Source organism: Arenimonas daejeonensis, assembly GCF_007993735.1.
Classification (GTDB): domain Bacteria; phylum Pseudomonadota; class Gammaproteobacteria; order Xanthomonadales; family Xanthomonadaceae; genus Arenimonas; species Arenimonas daejeonensis.
On sequence record NZ_CP042453.1, the window covers coordinates 2,532,269 to 2,550,944 of the forward strand.

The following is an 18,676-nucleotide window of genomic DNA, read 5'->3' on the forward strand; positions in this document are numbered from 1 at the left end:
CATGAAAAAAAGGCGCCTCGCGGCGCCTTTTTGTTTCGCGGTTCCCGCGGCTCAGCCCAGGCGCGCCTTGAGCAGGGCCAGCAGCTGCGGGCCCGGGCCGGTGGTCAGCGGCTGGCCGTTGGCGCCCAGGGCCACCACCCGGGTCTGCTCGCCCACCGCTTCGGCGCGGATCAGCATGGCCGTGCCCTGGTAGGTCACCTCATAGCTGTTGAGCAACTGGGCGCGGTCGCCCAGGGTCACGCCGTCGATCTTGGCCAGGGCCAGGCCGAGCCGGCGCCAGGCGCTGTCCACGGTGTCGTCGATGGTGAACGAATCGATGCCGGCGACGGCCACGCCCGACGCCGTCGACGAGGGCACGCCGGCCACGGGCGCGGCGACGTTCGGGTTCGCGGTCACTTCGGGCACGGTGACGGCGCCGGCGGTGGACGGCAGGTCCAGGCCCGGCGGCACTTCCAGCGGGCGGTTCTGCACGCTGTTTTCGTAATCGGCGTCCATGCCCAGCTTGGACCGGGTCCAGGCACAGCCGCCCTGGGAAAGCAGGGCGACGGCGATGGCGCCGATCAGCAGCGGGCGGAAGGAAAACGGGGACGCGGTCATGGTGATCTCGGGTGGCACCGCGGCAGCGCCGCGGGCTCGGTGCGATAGGGTGAATGGCCGATAGGGTAAACGGCTTAAGGGGTTTCGTGTTCAAGGCGGTCGCAGAGCCCGGCCATGGCGTCGGCCCGGCCATGGTGTGCTTGCGACAGCGCCAGCAGCGGCAGGCGCAGGCCGTGGCCGATGCCCTGGCGGGCCAGAACGGCCTTGACCGGGATCGGGTTGGATTCGACGCCGAGGAAGTCGTACAACTCGGCCAGCCGGGCATCCAGCGCCGCAGCCGCGTCGCCCTGCCCCGCAGCGACCCGTTCGCAGAGCCGGCGGAAAGTGGCCGGCACGATGTTCGAGGCCACGGAGATGACACCTGCGGCACCACCGCGCATTGCCCGCACGAACGTCGGGTCGTCGCCACTCAACAGGGCGAAATCAGCACCGGCAAGCGGATAAAGCGCACTCCAGCGCGCTTCGTCGCCACGGGCTTCCTTCAGGCCGACGATGCCCGGGTGCCGGCACAGCCGGGCGACGGTCTCGGGCAGCAGGTCGCAGCCGGTGCGGCCCGGCACGTTGTAGAGCACCACCGGCAGGCCGCCCTGCTCGGCTACCGCGGTGTAATGAGCCACCAGGCCGTCCTGGGTCGGACGCACATAGGGTGGCGTCACGACCAGGGCCGCGTCGGCACCGCCGTCGCGGGCCAACCGGGTCTGGGCGATCGTCTTGGCGGTGTTGGACTGGCCGGTGCCGGCCAGCACGACCAGCCTGCCGCCGGCCTGGGCCACCGCCGCGCGCAGCAGTGTCGTGTATTCGTCGTCCGACAGCGCCGCCGCTTCGCCGGTGGAACCGGCGACGACGATGCCGCGGCTGCCGCCACGCAGCTGCAGGTCGATCAGGCGCTGCCAGGCGTCGAGGTCGAGGTCGCCGGCCGGCGTGAACGGGGTGGCCAGGGCGGTGATGCTGCCGGAAAGGTGCAAAGGAAGGGCCTTGCAGGGACTGGGGCCGATGTTACTTGCGGGCTCAAAGCGGCGGCAAGTATGCTGGCTGCGAACATTCCGCGCAGCTTCAGTCGCGCCGCCACGGAACACCGAATTGACCGACCCTGCCGCACGCCCGACCGCCAACGAGAACCACCTGCTGATCAGCGCCTACACCACGCATCCGCAGTCGCCGCTCTTGGCCGTCACCCGCCGCATTTCCGACAGTGGTTGCAACATGGTGGACGCCCGCCTGTCCACGGTCGGCCGCGACGTGTCCGTGACCGCGCTGGCAGTGGGTTCCTGGGATGCCGTGGCCAAGCTCGAGGCCATGCTGACCCGGCTCGAGCGCGAGGAAGGTTACAAGCTGGTCTGGTACCGCACCGGCCCCAAGGCCCTGCAGTCGAACCTGCTGCCCTACATCGTCGAAGTGGTCGCCGCCGACAAGCCCGGCATCCTGTTCCAGCTGGCCGACTTCTTCGACCGCCAGGGCATCACCATCGAAAGCCTGCACAGCTCGCGCTATCGCGCCATGCAGACCGGCGCCGACATGTTCTCGGCCCAGGTCACCATCGGCATCCCGGCCAACATGCACATCGCGGCCCTGCGCGACGATTTCCTCGAGTTCTGCGACCACCTGAACCTCGACGCCATCATGGACCCGATGAAGTTCTGAGCACGGAATGATCGACACCGGCGACCGCATCTTCGACCTCCCCCTGGCACTGGGCAGTGGCCGCACCGCCAACCTGTCCGACTACCGGGGCCGCTGGCTGGTGCTGTACTTCTACCCCAAGGACAACACGCCGGGCTGCACCACCGAAGGCATGGAGTTCAATGCCGTCTACCCGAAGATCCGCAAGGCCGGCGGCGACCTGCTCGGCGTGTCGCGCGACTCGGTGCGCTCGCACGCCAACTTCTGCACCAGACATGGTTTCGTGTTCGACCTGGTTTCGGACGCCGATGAAGCACTATGCCGCGCCTTCGGCGTGATCAAGCCCAAGAAGCTCTATGGCCGCGAATACGTCGGCATCGAACGCAGCACCTTCCTGATCGACCCCAAGGGCCGCGTCGCCGAAAGCTGGCGCGGGGTGAAAGTGGCCGGCCACGCCGAGGAAGTCCTCGCGGCCCTGCAGAAGGCCGCCAAGGCAAAGTGACCCACCCCCGCGAAATTCCGCACCGCCGTCTCGCCCCGCGAGCCACGGCGGTCCGCTGCCGTGCGTTCCAAGGAAGACCGAAAGCCGCGGGCGCGGGACGCGCCTTTGCGGTCACACAGGGATGTGAGTCTGTTGTCCGTGTCCAACCTAGCCGAGAACCCCATGACTAGAAGCAAGCGGATCTACGTACTGGACACCAACGTGCTGATGCACGACCCGACCTCGCTGTTCAAGTTCGAGGAGCACGATGTCTTCATCCCGATGATGGTCCTGGAGGAGCTGGACAACGGCAAGAAGGGCCACAGCGAAGCCAGCCGCAACGCCCGCCAGGTCAGCCGCTTCCTCAACGAGATCATCGAGGCGCACGGCGGCCAGAACCTCGAACAGGGCGTGAAGCTGGAACAGCCCAAGGGCCTGCAGCTGCGTGCGCAGGAAAGCGTCGGCCGCCTGCTGTTCCAGCTCAAACCGGTCGAAGGCGGCAAGAAGTTCGGCAAGGTCATGCCGGACAACCTGATCCTGTCGTCGATCCTGCAGCTGATCGAGGACAACCCCGGCGTGCCGGTGGTGCTGGTGTCCAAGGACATCAACCTGCGCATCAAGGCTTCCATCGCCGGCGTCAAGGCCGAGGACTACGAAAACGACAAGGCGATCGACGACTTCAACCTGCTGTTCACCGGCGCCAACGAGCTGCCGGCGGATTTCTGGGAGCGCCACGAAGGCAGCCTGCGCAGCTGGACCGAAAAGGGCCGCACCTTCTACGAAGTGCGCCGCACCGAGGACGACGGCTGGTACCCGAACCAGTTCCTGTACATGCCCGGCGACGACGAAGTGGAGATGAAGGTCGCCAGGCTCGACGACCAGCGCGCCGTGCTGCAGATCGTCGACGACTTCCGCAACCCGCAGCACCAGGTCTGGGGCATCAACGCCCGCAACCGCGAGCAGAACTTCGCCTTCAACGCCCTGATGGACCCGGACATCGACTTCGTCACCCTGCTCGGCACCGCCGGCACCGGCAAGACGTTGCTGGCGCTGGCGGCGGGCCTGACGCAGACCATGGACATCCAGCGCTACCGGGAGATCATCATGACCCGCGCGACGGTGAGCGTGGGTGAGGACATCGGCTTCCTGCCCGGCACCGAAGAGGAAAAGATGACCCCCTGGATGGGCGCGTTGACCGACAACCTCGAAGTGCTGACCCACACCGAGGACCACGGCAGCTGGGGCCGTGGCGCCACCAACGAACTGCTGGCGTCGCGCATCAAGATCCGCTCGATGAACTTCATGCGCGGCCGCACCTTCCTCAACCGCTGGGTGATCGTGGACGAGGCGCAGAACCTGACGCCCAAGCAGATGAAGACCCTGATCACGCGCGCCGGCCCGGGCACCAAGATCATCTGCATGGGCAACGTCGAGCAGATCGACACGCCCTACCTGACCGAAACCACGTCGGGCCTGACCTACGCGGTGGACCGCTTCAAGAACTGGGCGCATTCGGCCCACATCACCCTGCGTCGCGGCGAGCGTTCGAGACTGGCCGACTACGCTTCGGAAGTGCTCTGAGGCCAGTAGTCTTAATGATGTACTGAACATCACGATAGATGTACGGTACTTGCAGCACAGGGGCTCCAGGCGTCAAATGACGCCTGGAGCCCCTCAGGTGCCGCCACCATGATCACCGCCGCCCAACTGCGTGCCGCGCGCGCCCTGCTCGGCATCGACCAGCGAACCCTGGCCGCCCTCGCCGGCCTGTCCCTTCCCACGATCCAGCGCATGGAAGCCAGCACCGCCGGCACCGTCGGCGGCAAGGTGGATTCGCTGACCCGGATCGTCGCGGCGCTGGATGCTGCCGGCGTCGAACTGATCGGCAATGCACAACCCAGCCAGGGCCAGGGCCGCGGCGTGCGCCTGAAGGACCTCGGCCCATGAGCCTCTGGCGCGAACGGGTGGCACAACATTTCCACCCGAAACTGGCCACCGTGCTGCGCGAGGGCTACCGGCTCGGCGACCTTCGCGCCGACAGCATCGCCGGCCTCACCGTGGCCATCGTCGCGCTGCCCCTGGCGATGGCCCTGGCCGTGGCCAGCGGCGCGGATCCCGGCACGGGCCTGGTCACCGCCATCATCGCCGGCTTCCTGATCTCGGCACTGGGCGGTTCGAGGTTCCAGATCGGTGGGCCTACCGGCGCCTTCATCCCGATCGTGTACGCGATCATCGTCAGCCACGGCTTCGACGGCCTGGTGCTCGCGACGCTGATGGCTGGCGTCATCCTGGTGGCGGCGGGCCTGCTGCGTATCGGCACGCTGATGAAATACCTGCCGCAACCGCTGGTCACCGGTTTCACCGCCGGCATCGCGGTCATCATCTTCGCCAGCCAGATCAAGGATCTGCTCGGGCTGCAGACGCCCCAACTGCCCGCCGAGTTCCTGCCCAAGCTGGCGGCGATCGGCCAGCACCTGGACAGCTTCAACCCGTGGGCGCTGGCCATGGCCCTGGGCTGCGTGGTCATCATTGTCGGCACACGCCGGCTGGCGCCCACCGCACCGGGTTTCCTGTTCGCCGTGGTCATCAGCGCGATCGCCACCGTGGCGTTCGGGCTGCCGGTGGACACCATCGGCTCGCGCTTCGGTGGCATCCCCAGCGCCCTGCCCACGTTCGCCGTGCCCGACATCGGCTTCGCGCGTTTGTTCGAACTGCTGCCCGCCGCGCTCACCATCGCCTTCCTTGCCGGCATCGAATCACTGCTGTCGGCGGTGGTGGCGGACGGCATGACCGGTCGCCGCCACCGTTCCAACACCGAACTGATCGCCCAGGGCCTGGCCAACACAGGTTCGCCCTGTTCGGCGGCCTGCCCGCCACCGGCGCGATTGCCCGCACCGCGACCAACATCCGCGCCGGCGGCCGCACGCCGGTGGCCGGAATGCTGCATGCGCTCTTCCTGCTCGCCTTCGTGCTGTGGGCGGCAGGCCTGGCGAGCTACGTGCCGATGCCGGCGCTGGCCGGCGTGCTGGTGGTGGTGGCCTGGAACATGAGCGAACACGGCCACTTCCGCCACACGCTGCGGGCGGCGCCGCGCGGCGATCGCCTGGTGCTGGTGCTCACGTTCCTGCTCACCGTATTCGTCGACCTCACGGTCGCGATCGAGGTCGGAATGGTGGTGGCGGCGTTCGCCTTCATGCACCGGATGGCGCAGATGGTCGAGGTCAGCTCGGGCGTGAAACTGATCAACGACGAGGCGGATGACGATGCCGGTGTTGCGGTTCCCGAAGAGGACCAGCGAGCCGAGCTGCCACCCGGCGTCGAAGTCTTCAGGATCAGCGGACCCCTGTTCTTCGGCGCCGCCAACCGGCTCGACAACCTGCTGGACCAGATGTATTCCAAGCCGCGCGTATTCATCCTGCGCATGCGCCAGGTCCCGCTGGTCGACGCCAGCGGCGTGCACTCACTGCAATCGCTGGCCGAACGTTGCCGGCGCATGGGAATCATATTGATCGTTTCCGGCCTGCAGCCGCAGCCGTTGAAAGTGATCCGGCGCATGGGTGTTGTCGAACGCCCGGGCGAACTTCACTTCGTGGCCGACTTCGCACAGGCCCGCGCCCTGGCCGAGTCCCTGGGCGGGAGTTCCCTGATCCGGGACGTCGCCGGGGTCTGAGCCCGGGCGGGAGTCGCCAGCCCGGCCTCCGGCGGGCAGAATGCGGCGGATGAACACCCGACCGATCTGCGCCCTCACCATCGCCGGCTCCGATTCCGGCGGCGGCGCCGGCATCCAGGCCGACCTCCGGACCTTCGCCGCGCACGGCGTGCACGGGCTGAGCGCGCTGGCCGCGCTCACCGCCCAGCACACCCGCGGCGTGACCGCCGTCCACGTGCCACCGGTAGATTTCCTGCGCGCACAGATCGACGCCTGCTTCGACGACTTCCCGGTCGGCGCGGTGAAGCTTGGCATGCTGGCCAACGCCGAAGTCATCCACGCGGTAGCCGATGCGCTGGAAGCCCACAGACCGTCCTTCGTCGTGCTCGACCCGGTGATGGTGGCCACGTCGGGTGCCAAGCTGCTGGCGGACGATGCATTGCAAGCCCTGCGCGAACGCCTGCTGCCGTTGGCGACCGTGCTCACCCCGAACATTCCCGAGGCCGAGCTGCTGCTGGGCCACGCCATCACCGACGACGAGGCCGCCGAAGCCGCCCTGGTCGAACTGCTGGCCCTGGATCCGAAGGCGGTGCTGCTCAAGGGCGGCCACCTGCCCGGCACCGGCGCCATGGTGGACCGTTACGACGACGGCGAGGCGCTGCTGGAGTTCGAACATCCGCGCCTGGACCTGGAAGGCCACGGCACCGGCTGCACCCTGGCCTCCGCGATCGCCGCCAACCTGTGCCGCGGCCTGCCCCTGCGCGAAGCCTGCGCCAGCGCCACCGACTACGTGCACGGCGCGCTGGTGCACGCCTACCGTCCCGGCAAGGGCAAGGTAGCGGTCCTGGACCACTTCTGGCGCAAGCACGTCGAGCCACCGCCAGACTGAACTGGCCGACCCGGGGCGGCCTGGGCTAGCATCGGTTCCAACATCCACGTGGAGCCACCCCGATGCGCAGCGGCAACCCGGCCCTGAACCAGAACACCTTCCTCGACGTCGGCAGCGGCCAGGTCGTCTCGCGCGCCGATGGCGAAGTGATGACGCTCAACGGCACGGTCAACAAGACCGGCTTCATGCTGCTCCTGCTGGTGGCCATGGCCGCCTACACCTGGAGCCTGTACACGCCGGAGAATCCGGGTGCCGTGATGCCCTGGCTGCTGGTCGGCGGCATCGGCGGTCTGATCGTCGCCATCGTCACGGTGTTCAAGAAGACCTGGTCGCCGGTCACCGCACCGCTTTACGCCGCGCTCGAGGGACTGTTCGTGGGCGGCGTCTCCGCGATGTTCGAAGCCAGCTTCCCGGGCATCGTCATGCAGGCCGTCATGCTGACCATGGGCGTGCTGGCCGCGCTGCTGATGGCGTACAAGAGCGGCCTGATCAAGGCCACCGAGAACTTCAAGCTGGGCGTGGTCGCCGCCACCGGCGGCATCGCCGTGCTCTACCTGATCAACTTCGGCATGCAGATGTTCGGGTTGGGGCATGGGCTTCATCCATGAATCCGGCACCTTCGGCATCCTGTTCAGTGTGTTCGTGGTGATCATCGCCGCGCTGAACCTGGTGATGGACTTCGACTTCATCGAGTCCGGCGTCGAAGCCGGCGCCCCCAAGTACATGGAGTGGTACGGCGGTTTCGGCCTGGTGGTGACGCTGGTGTGGCTGTACCTGGAAATCCTGCGCCTGCTGGCCAAGCTGCAGTCGCGGGACTGAACCCGAAGGTGCACCCGGCGGGGCCCGGCACATGCCGGGCCTTCGCTCCGATGCATGCACCGCTTTGAGTACGCAATGAAAAAGTCCTGAACGTGGGCGGCAACACCAAGGCGATCGCGCTGCCGCCCCAGTACGCTGATTTCGAACACCTGCTGCTCGACATCGACCCTTCCGGATCCCCGGACATCCTCTGCGACGCCCGGCTGCTGACGACGCTGGAGCCCCGGCAATTCGATGCCATCTACTGCTCGCACAACCTCGAGCACTACTACGCGCACGACGTACCCCGGGTCCTGGCCGGATTCCAGCACGTGCTCAAGCCCGGCGGCTTCGCCCAGATCCGCGTGCCGGACATGCATGCCGTGATGAAGATGGCCCTCGAGAAGGGCCTGGACATCGAGGACACGCTCTACACCTCGCCCTCGGGACCGATCAGCGTGCTGGACGTGTTCTACGGCTATGGCGCCGAGATCGAGCGCAGCGGCAACGAGTACTACGCCCACAAGACCGGGTTCACCAACAAGTCGCTGCAGAAGGCCGTGCAGAAGGCGGGGTTCACCCGGACGTTCAGCGGGCTGGGGAATCTTGAGGTCAACATGCTGGCATTCAACGGGGAACCGGATGCGGAAACCCGTCGCCTGTTCGGGTTGCCAGCGTAGAACGGGTATGAGGAAGACCGATCCTGCCATCGGATTCAAGGCAAGGCTCGTCAAGCCGGCGGCGCCGGCTGGCAGGGTGGCCTGGAGTTTATGGTCCTGCCCGCGGCCGCCAGCGCCAGGCTGCCCACGCGAGGCTCGACCACCGTCGAAGGACATCTCAACGGCCAGCCTTTCCGGGCCGTGCTCGAACCCGACGGCCAGAAAAGTCATTGGCTGAAGGTGGACCGGAAACTGCGCGAGGCGGCTGGCGCCGAAGTGGGCGACACCGTGGTGCTGGAGATCCGCCCGGCGGCAGAGGAAATGGAAGCGAAAGTTCCGGCCGACCTGCGCAAGGCACTGGCTGGCGCGCCGCCGGCCAAGGCGCTGTGGAAGGACATCACGCCGGTGGCGCGGCGGGACTGGATACTTTGGATCACCTCGGCCAGGAAGCCGGAAACGCGCGCGCGGCGGGTCGCCAACGCCTGCGACATGCTGGCCTCCGGCAAGAAGCGCGTGTGCTGCTTCGACCGGTCAGGGTTCTACAGCAAGGCCCTCGGTGCACCCGAGGCGGCGGAATCCAGCCCCAGATAACGCTGGAACAGCGTCGCCATTTCAGCGGTGAAACGCTCGACGCCCAGCCCGGGCGGGATGCGATCCATCAGGATCGCGGTCTGCAGGGTCTGCAGGGTGGTGAACAAGCCCAGCGACAAGGCCAGGGACGGCGCCGGATGGCGGATCTCGGACTGGCGCTCCGCCAGCCAGGCGTGAATCGCCCCCAGCAGTTCGGCGGCCTGCGCTTCATTCGCGCTGCGGTCCGACGACTGCCAGTGGCCGATGACCAGGGCGCGGATCAGCTTCCGCTGCTGCACCTGCGCCTCGGCGAACACGCCGAGCAACCCGTGGATGCGGCCGGCCAGGTCGGTGCCTGGCCATTGCGGCTCGGCGAAGAATCCCTTCAAGCGCTGGAACTGCTGTGCCTGTACCCGCTCGAGCACCAGCGGCAGCAGCGACGTCTTGCCCTGGAAACGCTTGTAGATGGCTCCGATGGACACATGGGCGCGCTCGGCGATCTGCTCCATGGTGATCGCCTCCACGGGCCCCTCGGCGAGCAGCGCCTGGGTGGCGGCGAGGATGCGTTCCTGGGTCAGCAGGCTGCGTGGCTGCCTTGCCGGCAAGACAGCCTGGCTTTCGCGTCTGGCCATGGTCGGGTCCGGAAGCGCCGCGGATGCGGTCGCGGAAAAGTATATGGCCGTTCTCTTTCTCCGCCGGCACGCTGCAGGCCACTCCCCGTCCCTGTAGCCCGCCATGCCACGCCAGATCCTGATCGTCGCCGCCGTGTTCCTCGCCGCCCTGTTCGGCCTTCGCGCCATCGGAGTGCCGATGTCCGGGCCGATCGCGGTGGTGCTGGCCTGTATCGCGGCCGTGTTGTCGCTGCGTTCGACCGGCGAGGACTGGCCGTCGCTGGGGCTGGTGCGTTCGTCCCTGCCGCGCACACTGCTCACGGCGCTCGGCGGCGCCGTGCTGGGTTACCTCACCGCGGCGGTCGCGGTCGTGGTGACGACCCAGGTGCTGGGTTGGCCGCCGATGCAATCGGGCCGGCTCGGTGCCATCCAGGACAACCTGCCGCTGCTGCTGGGCATGCTGGCGATCGCCTGGAGCACGGCGGCCCTCGGCGAGGAACTGCTGTTCCGCGGATTCCTGCAGGGCCGGCTCCAGGCGATGTGGGGCGGCGGGCAGCGGGCCGGCCTGCTGGCCGTCCTGGTGCAGTCCCTGGCCTTCGGGCTGGCGCACGCCTACCGGGAATGACCGGCATCGTGGTCACCGGCTGCATCGGCCTGGTGTTCGGGCTGTTGTACCTGCGCCTGCGTTCGTTGTGGCCATTGGTGATCGCGCACGGCCTGGTCGACACGATTGGCCTGGTGGCGCTGTATGCCGGGCTGATGCCGGCCTGAGGACGCCGCCGTGGTCCGAAAAAGGGCGCCGGAAGGCGCCCTTTCATGTCCCGGAAGAGGACTTCAGCCGGCGGCGCGCGCGGCGATCGCCCTGGGCGAAGCTCTGCGTGGTGCCGGTGCCGCCGAGGTCCGGCGTGAGGTTGTCCTTGGCCGCCATCGTGTCGACGATGGCCTTGCGCAGGCGGCCGGCCTCTTCGACCTTGCCCAGGTGCTCGAGCATCTGGACCGCGCCCAGCAGCAGGGCCACCGGATTGGCGATGCCCTTGCCGGCGATGTCCGGCGCCGAGCCGTGCACGGCCTCGAAGATCGCCGCCTCGGTGCCGATGTTCGCGCCCGGGGCCAGGCCCAGGCCGCCGACCAGACCGGCGCAGAGGTCGGAGATGATGTCGCCGAACAGATTGGTGGTGACGATGACATCGAACTGCTCGGGCTTCATCACCAGCTGCATGCAGGTGTTGTCCACGATCATCTCGTTGCACTGGATGTCGGGGTACTCGGCGGCGACGCCGCGCGCCACCTTCAGGAACAGGCCCGAGGTCGACTTCAGGATGTTGGCCTTGTGCACCACGGTGACCTTCTTGCGGCCGACGCGGCGCGCCAGGTCGAAGGCGTAGCGCACGATGCGCTCGGAACCGCGGCGGGTGACCTTCTGGGTGAGCGTGGCGGTCTCGCCGTCGGCGGTGAGGTTCTGGCCTTCGCCGATGTAGGCACCCTCGGTGTTCTCGCGCACCGTGATCAGGTCGATGTTCTCGTAGCGCGACTTGGTGTTCGGGAAGCTGATCGCCGGGCGCACGTTGGCGTACAGGTCGAAGCGCTTGCGCAGCTCGACGTTGATGGACGAGAAGCCCTCGCCGACCGGCGTGGTCAGCGGCGACTTCAGGGCCACGCGGTGGCGATGGATGGCATCGAGGGTGGCGGCGGGCAGCAGTTCGCCCTGCTTTTCGTAGGCGGCCAGGCCGGCTTCGACGAAGTCGTACTGCAGGCCGAGCTTGAGCGCGTCGAGCACCTGCAGGGTGGCATCCATGATTTCCGGGCCGATGCCGTCGCCACGGATCACCGCGATGGTCTGGGTCATAAGGTGTTGTTCTTCCAAGAGGTTCTGGCCGGCCGGACGGCCGCCGAAGGCGCCGTATTATGCCAGAACCCCCGCCCCTCCTGCCCACTGGACCTTGGTCGCGGGGTCGGTCGGGCCTGAAGGCCCTCCTACAGGGAATCCCATGCAGGAGGGCCTTCAGGCCCGAACAGGTCAGTGGTCGTGTTGGGGCTGGGCCGGGGCGTGCATGCCCTCGCCTTCCAGCTGATCCAGGAAATCCACGCCACGGCGCAGGTGCGGGATCACGATCGAACCGCCCACCACCAGGGCCACGCTGAAGGCCTCGAAGAACTCGTCGCGGTCCACGCCCGCTTCCTTGCACTGGGCGATGTGATAGCTGATGCAGTCGTCGCAGCGCAGCACCATCGAGGCCACCAGGCCCATCAGTTCCTTGGTCTTCACGTCCAGCGCGCCGGCCTTGTAGGTCTGCGTGTCCAGCGCGAAGAAACGCCGCACCACCTGGTTGTCCTGGCCCAGGATGCGCTCGTTCATGCGCTGCCTGAACTCGGTGAACTCCTTGATCCGATCCTGCTCGTCCGCGCTCATGCCTGCGTCTCCAGCAGGGATTTGAGTTCGCCCGCGCGGTCCAGCGCCACCAGTTCGTCGTAACCGCCCACATGGCGCTCGCCGATGAATATCTGCGGCACCGACGTGCGCCGGGTGCGCTCCATCATCTCGGCCCGGCGCGCCGGATCGGTGTCCACGCGCACCTCGGTCCAGCTGGCGCCGCGCGATTTCAGGAAATTCTTGGTCGCGACGCAGTAGGGGCAGATCGCGGTGGTGTACATCAGGACGTCGGACACGGGATACCTCCGGGAGATGCGCAAGTCTGGGGGCCGGCGCCGGCTTTTCCAGCACGGCCCTGCAACGCTGCGGAATGCCGGCCGTCCGTATTAACGGCCGATTCACCCCGCGGCGCAGGCTAGCCGCTATCCTGAGCCGTCCCCCGTCCGGAGCCGCCGTGCGCACCCTGCTTCCCGCCGCCGTCCTCAGCCTGGCCATCGGCCTGGCCTGCAGCGCGCATGCCCAGGACTCCCGGCTGCCCGACATCGGCTCATCCGCGGGCGAAGTGATCGATCCAAGCATGGAGGCCAATTACGGCGCGTACATGCTCTACGAGCTGCGGCGCATGGGCCTGGTGCTGGACGACGCACTGATCGATTCCTGGCTGCAGGCCATGGGCTACCGCCTGGCCTCGGCCAGCGACACGCCGCGCCAGTCGTTCACCTTCTTCATGCTGCGCGACCGCAACATCAACGCCTTCGCCACCCTGGGCGGCTACATCGGCATGAACGCAGGCCTGGTGCTGACCGCCGAAAGCGAAGCCGAGGTCGCCGGCGTGATGGCGCACGAAATCGCCCATGTCAGCCAGCGCCACGTGCTGCGGTCTGTGGAGCGCGCGCAGAAAGACCAGATCCCGATCCTGCTGGCCATGATCGGCGCCATCGCCGCCTCCCAGGCCGTCAGCAACGCCAGCAACAGTGGCGACGACTCCGGATCCAATGCCACCGCCGCCGCCATCGCCGGCGCGATGGCGCTGATGCAGCAACGTCAGATCGACTACACCCGTTCGAACGAATCCGAGGCCGACCGGGTCGGCATCAACACCATGGCGCGGGCCGGCTACAAGCCAGACGGCATGGCCGACTTCTTCGAGCGCATGCAGCGCGTGACCCGCGGCAACAGCGGTGGTTACCAGCTGCCCGACTACCTTCGCAGCCACCCCGTCACCACCACCCGCATCAGCGAAACCCGCCAGTTGGCCCAGAAGCTGGCCCTGTCGGGTCCGGCCGCAACCCCGACACCCCGTTCCCTGGGCAATCCGCTGTTGCCCGGCCTGTACAGCCTGGGCAGCGGCTACGCGAGTGACAACGGCGAACAGTTCATGTGGGCCCGCGACCGCCTGCGGGCCCTGAGTGCCGACAACCCCGCCGCCGGCCTGCGCGAGTACCGTGCCTTGGCCCGCGCGCCCGGGGCCAGGCCCGACGACGGCCGTGATTACGGCCTGGCCTTGGCCCTGTTGCGCGCCGGCTACCCGGCCGAAGCGGAAAAACCCTGGATGACCTGCTGGCCCGCCACCCCGGCCAGCTCTGGCTGGAGCTGGCCAGGGCCGAATGCGCCGCCAGGGCCGGGAAACAGGACCTGGCCCGCCAGCGTTTCGATACCCTGCTGCTGGAACACCCGGAAAACCGCGCCATCCGCCTGACCTACGCCCAGGTCCTGGGCGAGCTGGCCACGCCCGCGGCGGGTCGGCGGGCCCAGGAAGTCCTGCGGCCGCTGCTGGCCGATGGCGCCAGCGACCCGCTGTTCCAGCGCAATTTCGCCCGCGCCAGTGAACTGGCCGGCGACATGGTCCGGGCCGGCGAGGCCTACGCCGAAACCGCCTTCCTGAACGGGCGCGCCGTGGACGCCCTGAACCAGCTCGAGGCCCTGAAGCAGCGGGACGACCTGGACTACTACCAGCGCGCGCGCATCGAGGCCCGGATAGCCGCGATCACTCCGGTCGTGCTCGAAATGGAGCGCCAGGGCATGCGGGCCTACGAACAGCGGCCGGATACCCAGTAGCCCAGAGCACCCCCTCCCGGCCTCCCCCTGCAAGCAGGGGAGGAGCCACGCGAGGGCCTCCCCTTGCAAGCAGGGGGAGGAGCCACGTGAGGGCTTCCCCCTGCGGGGAGAGGGCGCTGTCACCACCCGGTCACAAAAGTTTTATCTACTTGCACACAGGCCCCTCCCGGTGACACGGTAAACCTGTGCAAAAACGCATCCTTATCGTTGACGACGAGCCCGCCATCCGCGAGATGGTGGCCTATGCCCTGCGCAAGGGCGAATACGAACCCGTGCACGCCGGCGATGCCCGCGAGGCCCAGACGGCGATCGCCGAGAAGGTGCCCGACCTGATCCTGCTGGACTGGATGCTGCCCGGGTCCAGCGGCCTGGAGCTGGCCCGGCGCTGGCGCAAGGACGAGCTGACCCGCGACATCCCGATCATCATGCTCACCGCCCGCGGCGAGGAGAACGACCGCGTCAGCGGCCTGGAATCGGGCGTGGACGACTACGTGGTCAAACCCTTCTCGGCCCGCGAGCTGCTGGCGCGCATCCGCGCCGTGATGCGCCGTTCGCGCGAGGACGAAGATGACGGTTCGGTGACGGTCGGCGGCCTGCGCATCGACGGCGCCGCCCACCGGGTGTTCGCCGGCGACCAGTCGGTGCACGTCGGCCCCACCGAATACCGCCTGCTGCATTTCTTCATGACCCACGCCGACCGCGTGTACACCCGCACCCAGCTGCTGGACCATGTCTGGGGCGGCAACGTGTACGTGGAGGAACGCACGGTGGACGTGCACATCCGCCGCCTGCGCAAGGCCCTGGAACCCTTCCGGCTCGACGAGATGGTGCAGACCGTGCGCGGCTCGGGCTACCGCTTCTCGGCGGCCATGGCCTGAGCATGGACAAACGCCGGTCATGAGCGTCTCGATGCTGCTGCGGCTGGCCTGGCGCCAGTCCCTGATCCGGCTGCTGCTGTTCTACGCCCTGGCGGTGGGCATCGGCCTGGCGCTGGATGAACTCTGGTGGGGCCTGGGCATCGCTACCGCCCTGCTGGCGGCCCGCGCCTACTGGCGCCTGTACCGCGTGCTGCGCTTCCTGGACTGGCGCAAACAGCTGCGCACGGTGGACGGCCAGGGCCTGTGGGCGGCGCTGGAAACGCTGATCCACCGCCGCCAGACCGAAAACCGCACCCGCAGCCGGCGCCTGGTGCGCCTGCTGCGCGCCTACCGCCAGGCCGCCACCGCCATGCCCGACGGTGCCCTGGTGATCAGCCGCCGCGACGGCCGCCTGGTCTGGTTCAACAAGACTGCACGGCACCTGGTCGGGCTGCGCTACCCGCAGAGCCTGACTGAACCCCTGGTGGACTTCTTCCCGAACCAGCCGCGCGTGCGCGACTGGCTGGCCGCCGCCCACACCGACGAACCACTGACCGACCTCGCCAGCCCGGTCGACCCGCTGGTGCGGATCAGCCTGCGCCTGATCCCCTACTCCAGCACCCAGTGGCTGGTGGTGGTGCGCGACGTCACCAAGCTGATGCGGCTGGAACAGGTGCGCCGCGACTTCGTCGCCAACGTCTCGCACGAACTGCGCACGCCGTTGACCGTGGTGCACGGTTACCTGGACATGATCGAGCCCGAGGAGCATCCCGACCTGGCGGTGATGGTCGAGGAAATGCGCCGGCAATCGCAGCGCATGACCCAGCTGGTCGAGGACCTGCTGACACTGTCGCGCCTGGAAGCCCAGGAACACCTGCCGGAGGAGCCGCTGGCGATGGCGCCGATGCTGGTGACGCTGCGCCGCGAGGCCGAGGCGCTCAGCCAGGGCCGGCACCAGATCGTGGTGGAGGACCTGGCCGGCTGCGACCTGACCGGCTCGACCAAGGAACTGCACAGCGCCTTCTCCAACCTGGTCAGCAACGCCGTGCGTTACACACCGACCGACGGCCGCATCGTCATCCGCTTCGACCGCACCGCCGACAGCGGCGCCCGGCTGGCGGTGCAGGACAGCGGCTACGGCATCCCGGCCCAGCACCTGCCGCGCATCACCGAACGTTTCTACCGGGTCTCCACCAGCCGCTCGCGCGAGTCCGGCGGCACCGGCCTGGGCCTGTCCATCGTCAAGCACGTGCTCAGCCTGCACCAGGGCCGGCTGGAGATCGAAAGCGAAGTCGGCAAGGGCAGCACCTTCGCCTGCGTGTTCGGCCCGGCGCGGGTGCGCGCCCGCCAGGCGGTCGTGGCCTGAGACCCGGCTTACACTACCCCCTTGGCGCGGGCCCCCCACCTGCCGCCCCGAACGCACCGCACGGACCATGAGCCCCGACAGCCCCGAAACGCCCGACCTGCTGGCCCCCGAGCTCTACCTCAACCGCGAGCTGTCGCAGCTGGAGTTCAACTTCCGCGTGCTGGCGCAGGCGCAGGACCCGAAGGTGCCGCTGCTGGAGCGCCTCAAGTACCTGTGCATCAGCTGCACCAACCTCGACGAATTCTTCGAGATCCGCGCCGCCACCGTGCGCACCGCCCAGCAGTTCGGCGGCCCGCTGCCACCCGACGGCATCGCGCCGACCCGGGCGCTGGAGCTGATCCACGACAAGGCCGGCGAGCTGGTCGAGGCGCAGTACCGCTACTGGAACGAGACCCTGCGGCCCGAACTGAGCAACGCCGGCATCCGCATCCTCGCCCACCACGCCTGGAACGCGAAGCAGAAGCGCTGGTTGCACAAGTATTTCCAGGACGAGCTGCTGCCGGTGCTGTCGCCGCTGGGCCTGGACCCGGTGCATCCGTTCCCGCGCATCCTCAACAAGTCGCTCAACGTCGTTGTGGTGCTGGAAGGCAAGGACGCGTTCGGCCGCAACGGCGGCATGGCCATCGTGCGCGCGCCGCGTTCGCTGCCGCGCATCATCCAGCTGCCGCCCGAGGTGTCCGGCGGCCAGAACGACTTCGTGCTGCTGTCGGCGGTGCTCACCGCCTTCGTGGACGACCTGTTCACCGGCATGCGGGTCAAGGGCGCCTACCAGTTCCGCGTCACCCGCAACTCCGAGTTGTTCGTGGACGAGGAAGAAGTGGAAAACCTGGCCAGCGCACTCAAGGACGAACTGGCCAGCCGTGGTTTCCGTCCGGCGGTGCGGCTGGAGATCGCCGAACACTGCCCCAAGCCGATCGTGAAGATCCTGCTGCAGAACTTCGGCCTGACCGAAAATGCGGTCTATCGCATCAATGGCCCGGTCAACCTCAACCGCGTCACGCAGGTCTATGACCTTGGTGAACCGCCCGGAGCTGAAGTTCCCGGCCTTCAAGCCGCGTGCGGCCAGCATCGACGAGGAAGCGCCGTTCCAGTCGCTGGCCCAGGGCGACGTGCTGCTGCACCACCCCTACCAGAGCTTCCAGACCGTGCTGGACCTGCTGCAGCATGCCGCCAACGACCCGGACGTGCTGGCGATCAAGCAGACGCTGTACCGCACCGGCAAGGACAGCAAGATCATCGACCACCTGATCACGGCCGCGCGCAACGGCAAGGACGTGACCGTGGTGGTCGAGCTGCGCGCGCGTTTCGACGAGGAAGCCAACATCCGCCTGGCCGACCAGCTGCAGGAAGCCGGCGTGCAGGTGATGTACGGCGTGGTGGGCTACAAGACCCACGCCAAGATGATGCTGATCGTGCGCCGCGAGGGAAAGAAGCTGCAGCGCTACGTGCACCTGGGCACCGGCAACTACCACGCCGGAACCGCCCGCGTGTACACCGACATCGGCCTGATGACCGCCGACCCGGACATCGCCGCCGACGTGCACGACGTCTTCCAGCAACTTTCCGGCCTGGCGCCGACCATCAAGCTGCGCCGCCTGCTGCAGTCGCCGTTCACGCTGCACAAGGGCCTGCTGAAGAAGATCGAACGCGAGGCGAAGAACGCCCGCAGCGGCAAGGGCGGCCACATCATCGCCAAGATGAACGCGCTCAACGAACCGACGGTGATCCGTGCGCTGTACGAAGCCTCGCGCGCCGGCGTCAAGGTCGAGCTGATCGTGCGCGGCGCCTGCTGCCTGCGCCCGGGCGTGCCGGGCGTATCCGAGAACATCACGGTACGCTCGGTGATCGGGCGCTTCCTCGAGCACAGCCGCGTGTACTGGTTCCGGAATGGCGGCGCGCCGGAGATCTACTGTTCCAGCGCCGACTGGATGGAGCGCAACCTGATGCGCCGGGTCGAGACCTGCTTCCCGATCCTGGACCCGAGGCTGGCCGAGCGCGTGTACGACGAGGAGCTGGCCAACTACCTGGCCGACAACCTCAACGCCTGGCTGCTGCAGCACGACGGCAGCTACGCGCGGGTATCGCCGCACGAGGGCGAGATGCCTTATTCTGCGCAGGGCGCGCTCCTCGCCAAACTCTGCGGATGACCG

Annotated in this window: 18 protein-coding genes and 4 pseudogenes; 16 read left to right on the forward strand and 6 right to left on the reverse strand. The window is 67.9% G+C overall.

Annotation, left to right across the window (positions count from 1 at the left end; genetic code table 11):
• Positions 1-51: 51 nt before the first annotated feature.
• Both FRZ33_RS12335 and dapA read right to left on the reverse strand, forming a co-directional pair.
• Complete coding sequence (locus FRZ33_RS12335; protein ID WP_146909974.1) at positions 52-597, reverse strand: hypothetical protein; 546 nt, start codon at positions 595-597, stop codon at positions 52-54.
• 74 nt (positions 598-671) lie between these two features.
• Positions 672-1,562, reverse strand: coding sequence for a 4-hydroxy-tetrahydrodipicolinate synthase (dapA, locus tag FRZ33_RS12340; RefSeq protein WP_146909975.1), 891 nt, complete (start codon positions 1,560-1,562; stop codon positions 672-674).
• A gap of 115 nt (positions 1,563-1,677) precedes the next feature.
• Here dapA and FRZ33_RS12345 point away from each other — a divergent pair, with 115 nt between their 5' ends.
• The 10 genes and pseudogenes from FRZ33_RS12345 (at position 1,678) to FRZ33_RS12385 (ending at position 9,284) form a co-directional block, all read left to right on the forward strand.
• Positions 1,678-2,238, forward strand: a complete 561-nt coding sequence (locus tag FRZ33_RS12345) for a glycine cleavage system transcriptional repressor (RefSeq protein ID WP_227977861.1) — start codon at positions 1,678-1,680, stop codon at positions 2,236-2,238.
• Positions 2,239-2,245: 7 nt separating this feature from the next.
• Complete coding sequence (locus FRZ33_RS12350) at positions 2,246-2,719, forward strand: peroxiredoxin (RefSeq protein ID WP_146909979.1); 474 nt, start codon at positions 2,246-2,248, stop codon at positions 2,717-2,719.
• A 162-nt stretch (positions 2,720-2,881) separates the two neighbouring features.
• Positions 2,882-4,279, forward strand: coding sequence for a PhoH family protein (locus FRZ33_RS12355; protein WP_146909981.1), 1,398 nt, complete (start codon positions 2,882-2,884; stop codon positions 4,277-4,279).
• 108 nt (positions 4,280-4,387) lie between these two features.
• Positions 4,388-4,645: a helix-turn-helix domain-containing protein gene (locus FRZ33_RS12360; RefSeq protein WP_146909983.1), complete on the forward strand. Its 258-nt coding sequence runs from the start codon at positions 4,388-4,390 to the stop codon at positions 4,643-4,645.
• A 137-nt stretch (positions 4,646-4,782) separates the two neighbouring features.
• Positions 4,783-5,750, forward strand: a pseudogene (locus FRZ33_RS12365) (SulP family inorganic anion transporter); the annotation flags it as partial.
• 159 nt (positions 5,751-5,909) lie between these two features.
• Positions 5,910-6,368, forward strand: coding sequence for a sodium-independent anion transporter (locus FRZ33_RS16425; protein WP_227978344.1), 459 nt, complete (start codon positions 5,910-5,912; stop codon positions 6,366-6,368).
• A gap of 49 nt (positions 6,369-6,417) precedes the next feature.
• Positions 6,418-7,236 carry a bifunctional hydroxymethylpyrimidine kinase/phosphomethylpyrimidine kinase gene (gene thiD, locus FRZ33_RS12370; RefSeq protein ID WP_146909985.1) on the forward strand — a complete coding sequence of 273 codons (819 nt, stop codon included), beginning with the start codon at positions 6,418-6,420 and terminating at the stop codon, positions 7,234-7,236.
• 62 nt (positions 7,237-7,298) lie between these two features.
• Positions 7,299-8,055 (forward strand): annotated as a pseudogene (locus FRZ33_RS12375) (Bax inhibitor-1/YccA family protein).
• Positions 8,056-8,147: 92 nt separating this feature from the next.
• Positions 8,148-8,714 (forward strand): class I SAM-dependent methyltransferase, encoded by a 567-nt coding sequence (locus FRZ33_RS12380; protein ID WP_227977863.1) that lies wholly within the window; start codon positions 8,148-8,150, stop codon positions 8,712-8,714.
• A 90-nt stretch (positions 8,715-8,804) separates the two neighbouring features.
• Positions 8,805-9,284 carry a YdeI/OmpD-associated family protein gene (locus tag FRZ33_RS12385; RefSeq protein WP_146909989.1) on the forward strand — a complete coding sequence of 160 codons (480 nt, stop codon included), beginning with the start codon at positions 8,805-8,807 and terminating at the stop codon, positions 9,282-9,284.
• Here FRZ33_RS12385 and FRZ33_RS12390 read toward each other — a convergent pair.
• Complete coding sequence (locus FRZ33_RS12390; RefSeq protein WP_158637220.1) at positions 9,233-9,895, reverse strand: TetR/AcrR family transcriptional regulator; 663 nt, start codon at positions 9,893-9,895, stop codon at positions 9,233-9,235. The genes FRZ33_RS12385 and FRZ33_RS12390 overlap by 52 nt on opposite strands.
• 103 nt (positions 9,896-9,998) lie before the next feature.
• On the opposite strand from FRZ33_RS12390, the gene FRZ33_RS15525 reads away from it, so the two are divergent.
• Entirely contained in the window at positions 9,999-10,499 is a 501-nt protein-coding gene (locus tag FRZ33_RS15525; RefSeq protein WP_174754967.1) for a CPBP family intramembrane glutamic endopeptidase, read from the forward strand.
• Positions 10,496-10,645 (forward strand): CPBP family glutamic-type intramembrane protease, encoded by a 150-nt coding sequence (locus FRZ33_RS15530; RefSeq protein WP_174754922.1) that lies wholly within the window; start codon positions 10,496-10,498, stop codon positions 10,643-10,645. The genes FRZ33_RS15525 and FRZ33_RS15530 overlap by 4 nt, the downstream gene beginning before the upstream one ends.
• Positions 10,646-10,688: 43 nt before the next feature.
• On the opposite strand, the gene FRZ33_RS12400 is transcribed toward FRZ33_RS15530, so the two are convergent.
• The 3 genes from FRZ33_RS12400 to grxC all read right to left on the reverse strand — a co-directional run bounded on the left by FRZ33_RS12400 (position 10,689) and on the right by grxC (position 12,526).
• Positions 10,689-11,720 carry an isocitrate dehydrogenase gene (locus tag FRZ33_RS12400; RefSeq protein ID WP_146909993.1) on the reverse strand — a complete coding sequence of 344 codons (1,032 nt, stop codon included), beginning with the start codon at positions 11,718-11,720 and terminating at the stop codon, positions 10,689-10,691.
• Positions 11,721-11,891: 171 nt separating this feature from the next.
• Positions 11,892-12,284, reverse strand: a complete 393-nt coding sequence (locus FRZ33_RS12405) for a carboxymuconolactone decarboxylase family protein (protein ID WP_146909994.1) — start codon at positions 12,282-12,284, stop codon at positions 11,892-11,894.
• Positions 12,281-12,526 (reverse strand): glutaredoxin 3, encoded by a 246-nt coding sequence (gene grxC / locus FRZ33_RS12410; RefSeq protein WP_146910647.1) that lies wholly within the window; start codon positions 12,524-12,526, stop codon positions 12,281-12,283. Before grxC ends, FRZ33_RS12405 begins: the two co-directional genes overlap by 4 nt.
• A gap of 173 nt (positions 12,527-12,699) precedes the next feature.
• Here grxC and FRZ33_RS12415 point away from each other — a divergent pair.
• The 4 genes and pseudogenes from FRZ33_RS12415 to ppk1 all read left to right on the forward strand — a co-directional run bounded on the left by FRZ33_RS12415 (position 12,700) and on the right by ppk1 (position 18,673).
• A pseudogene (locus FRZ33_RS12415) lies at positions 12,700-14,303 on the forward strand (M48 family metalloprotease).
• Between the two features lie 185 nt (positions 14,304-14,488).
• Positions 14,489-15,181, forward strand: a complete 693-nt coding sequence (gene phoB / locus FRZ33_RS12420; protein WP_146909996.1) for a phosphate regulon transcriptional regulator PhoB — start codon at positions 14,489-14,491, stop codon at positions 15,179-15,181.
• Positions 15,182-15,200: 19 nt separating this feature from the next.
• The gene (gene phoR, locus FRZ33_RS12425; protein WP_322618997.1) at positions 15,201-16,526 is read left to right on the forward strand and encodes a phosphate regulon sensor histidine kinase PhoR; all 1,326 of its coding nucleotides are present in this window, start codon (positions 15,201-15,203) and stop codon (positions 16,524-16,526) included.
• A 67-nt stretch (positions 16,527-16,593) separates the two neighbouring features.
• Positions 16,594-18,673 (forward strand): annotated as a pseudogene (gene ppk1, locus FRZ33_RS12430) (polyphosphate kinase 1).
• The last annotated feature ends 3 nt before the right edge of the window (positions 18,674-18,676 follow it).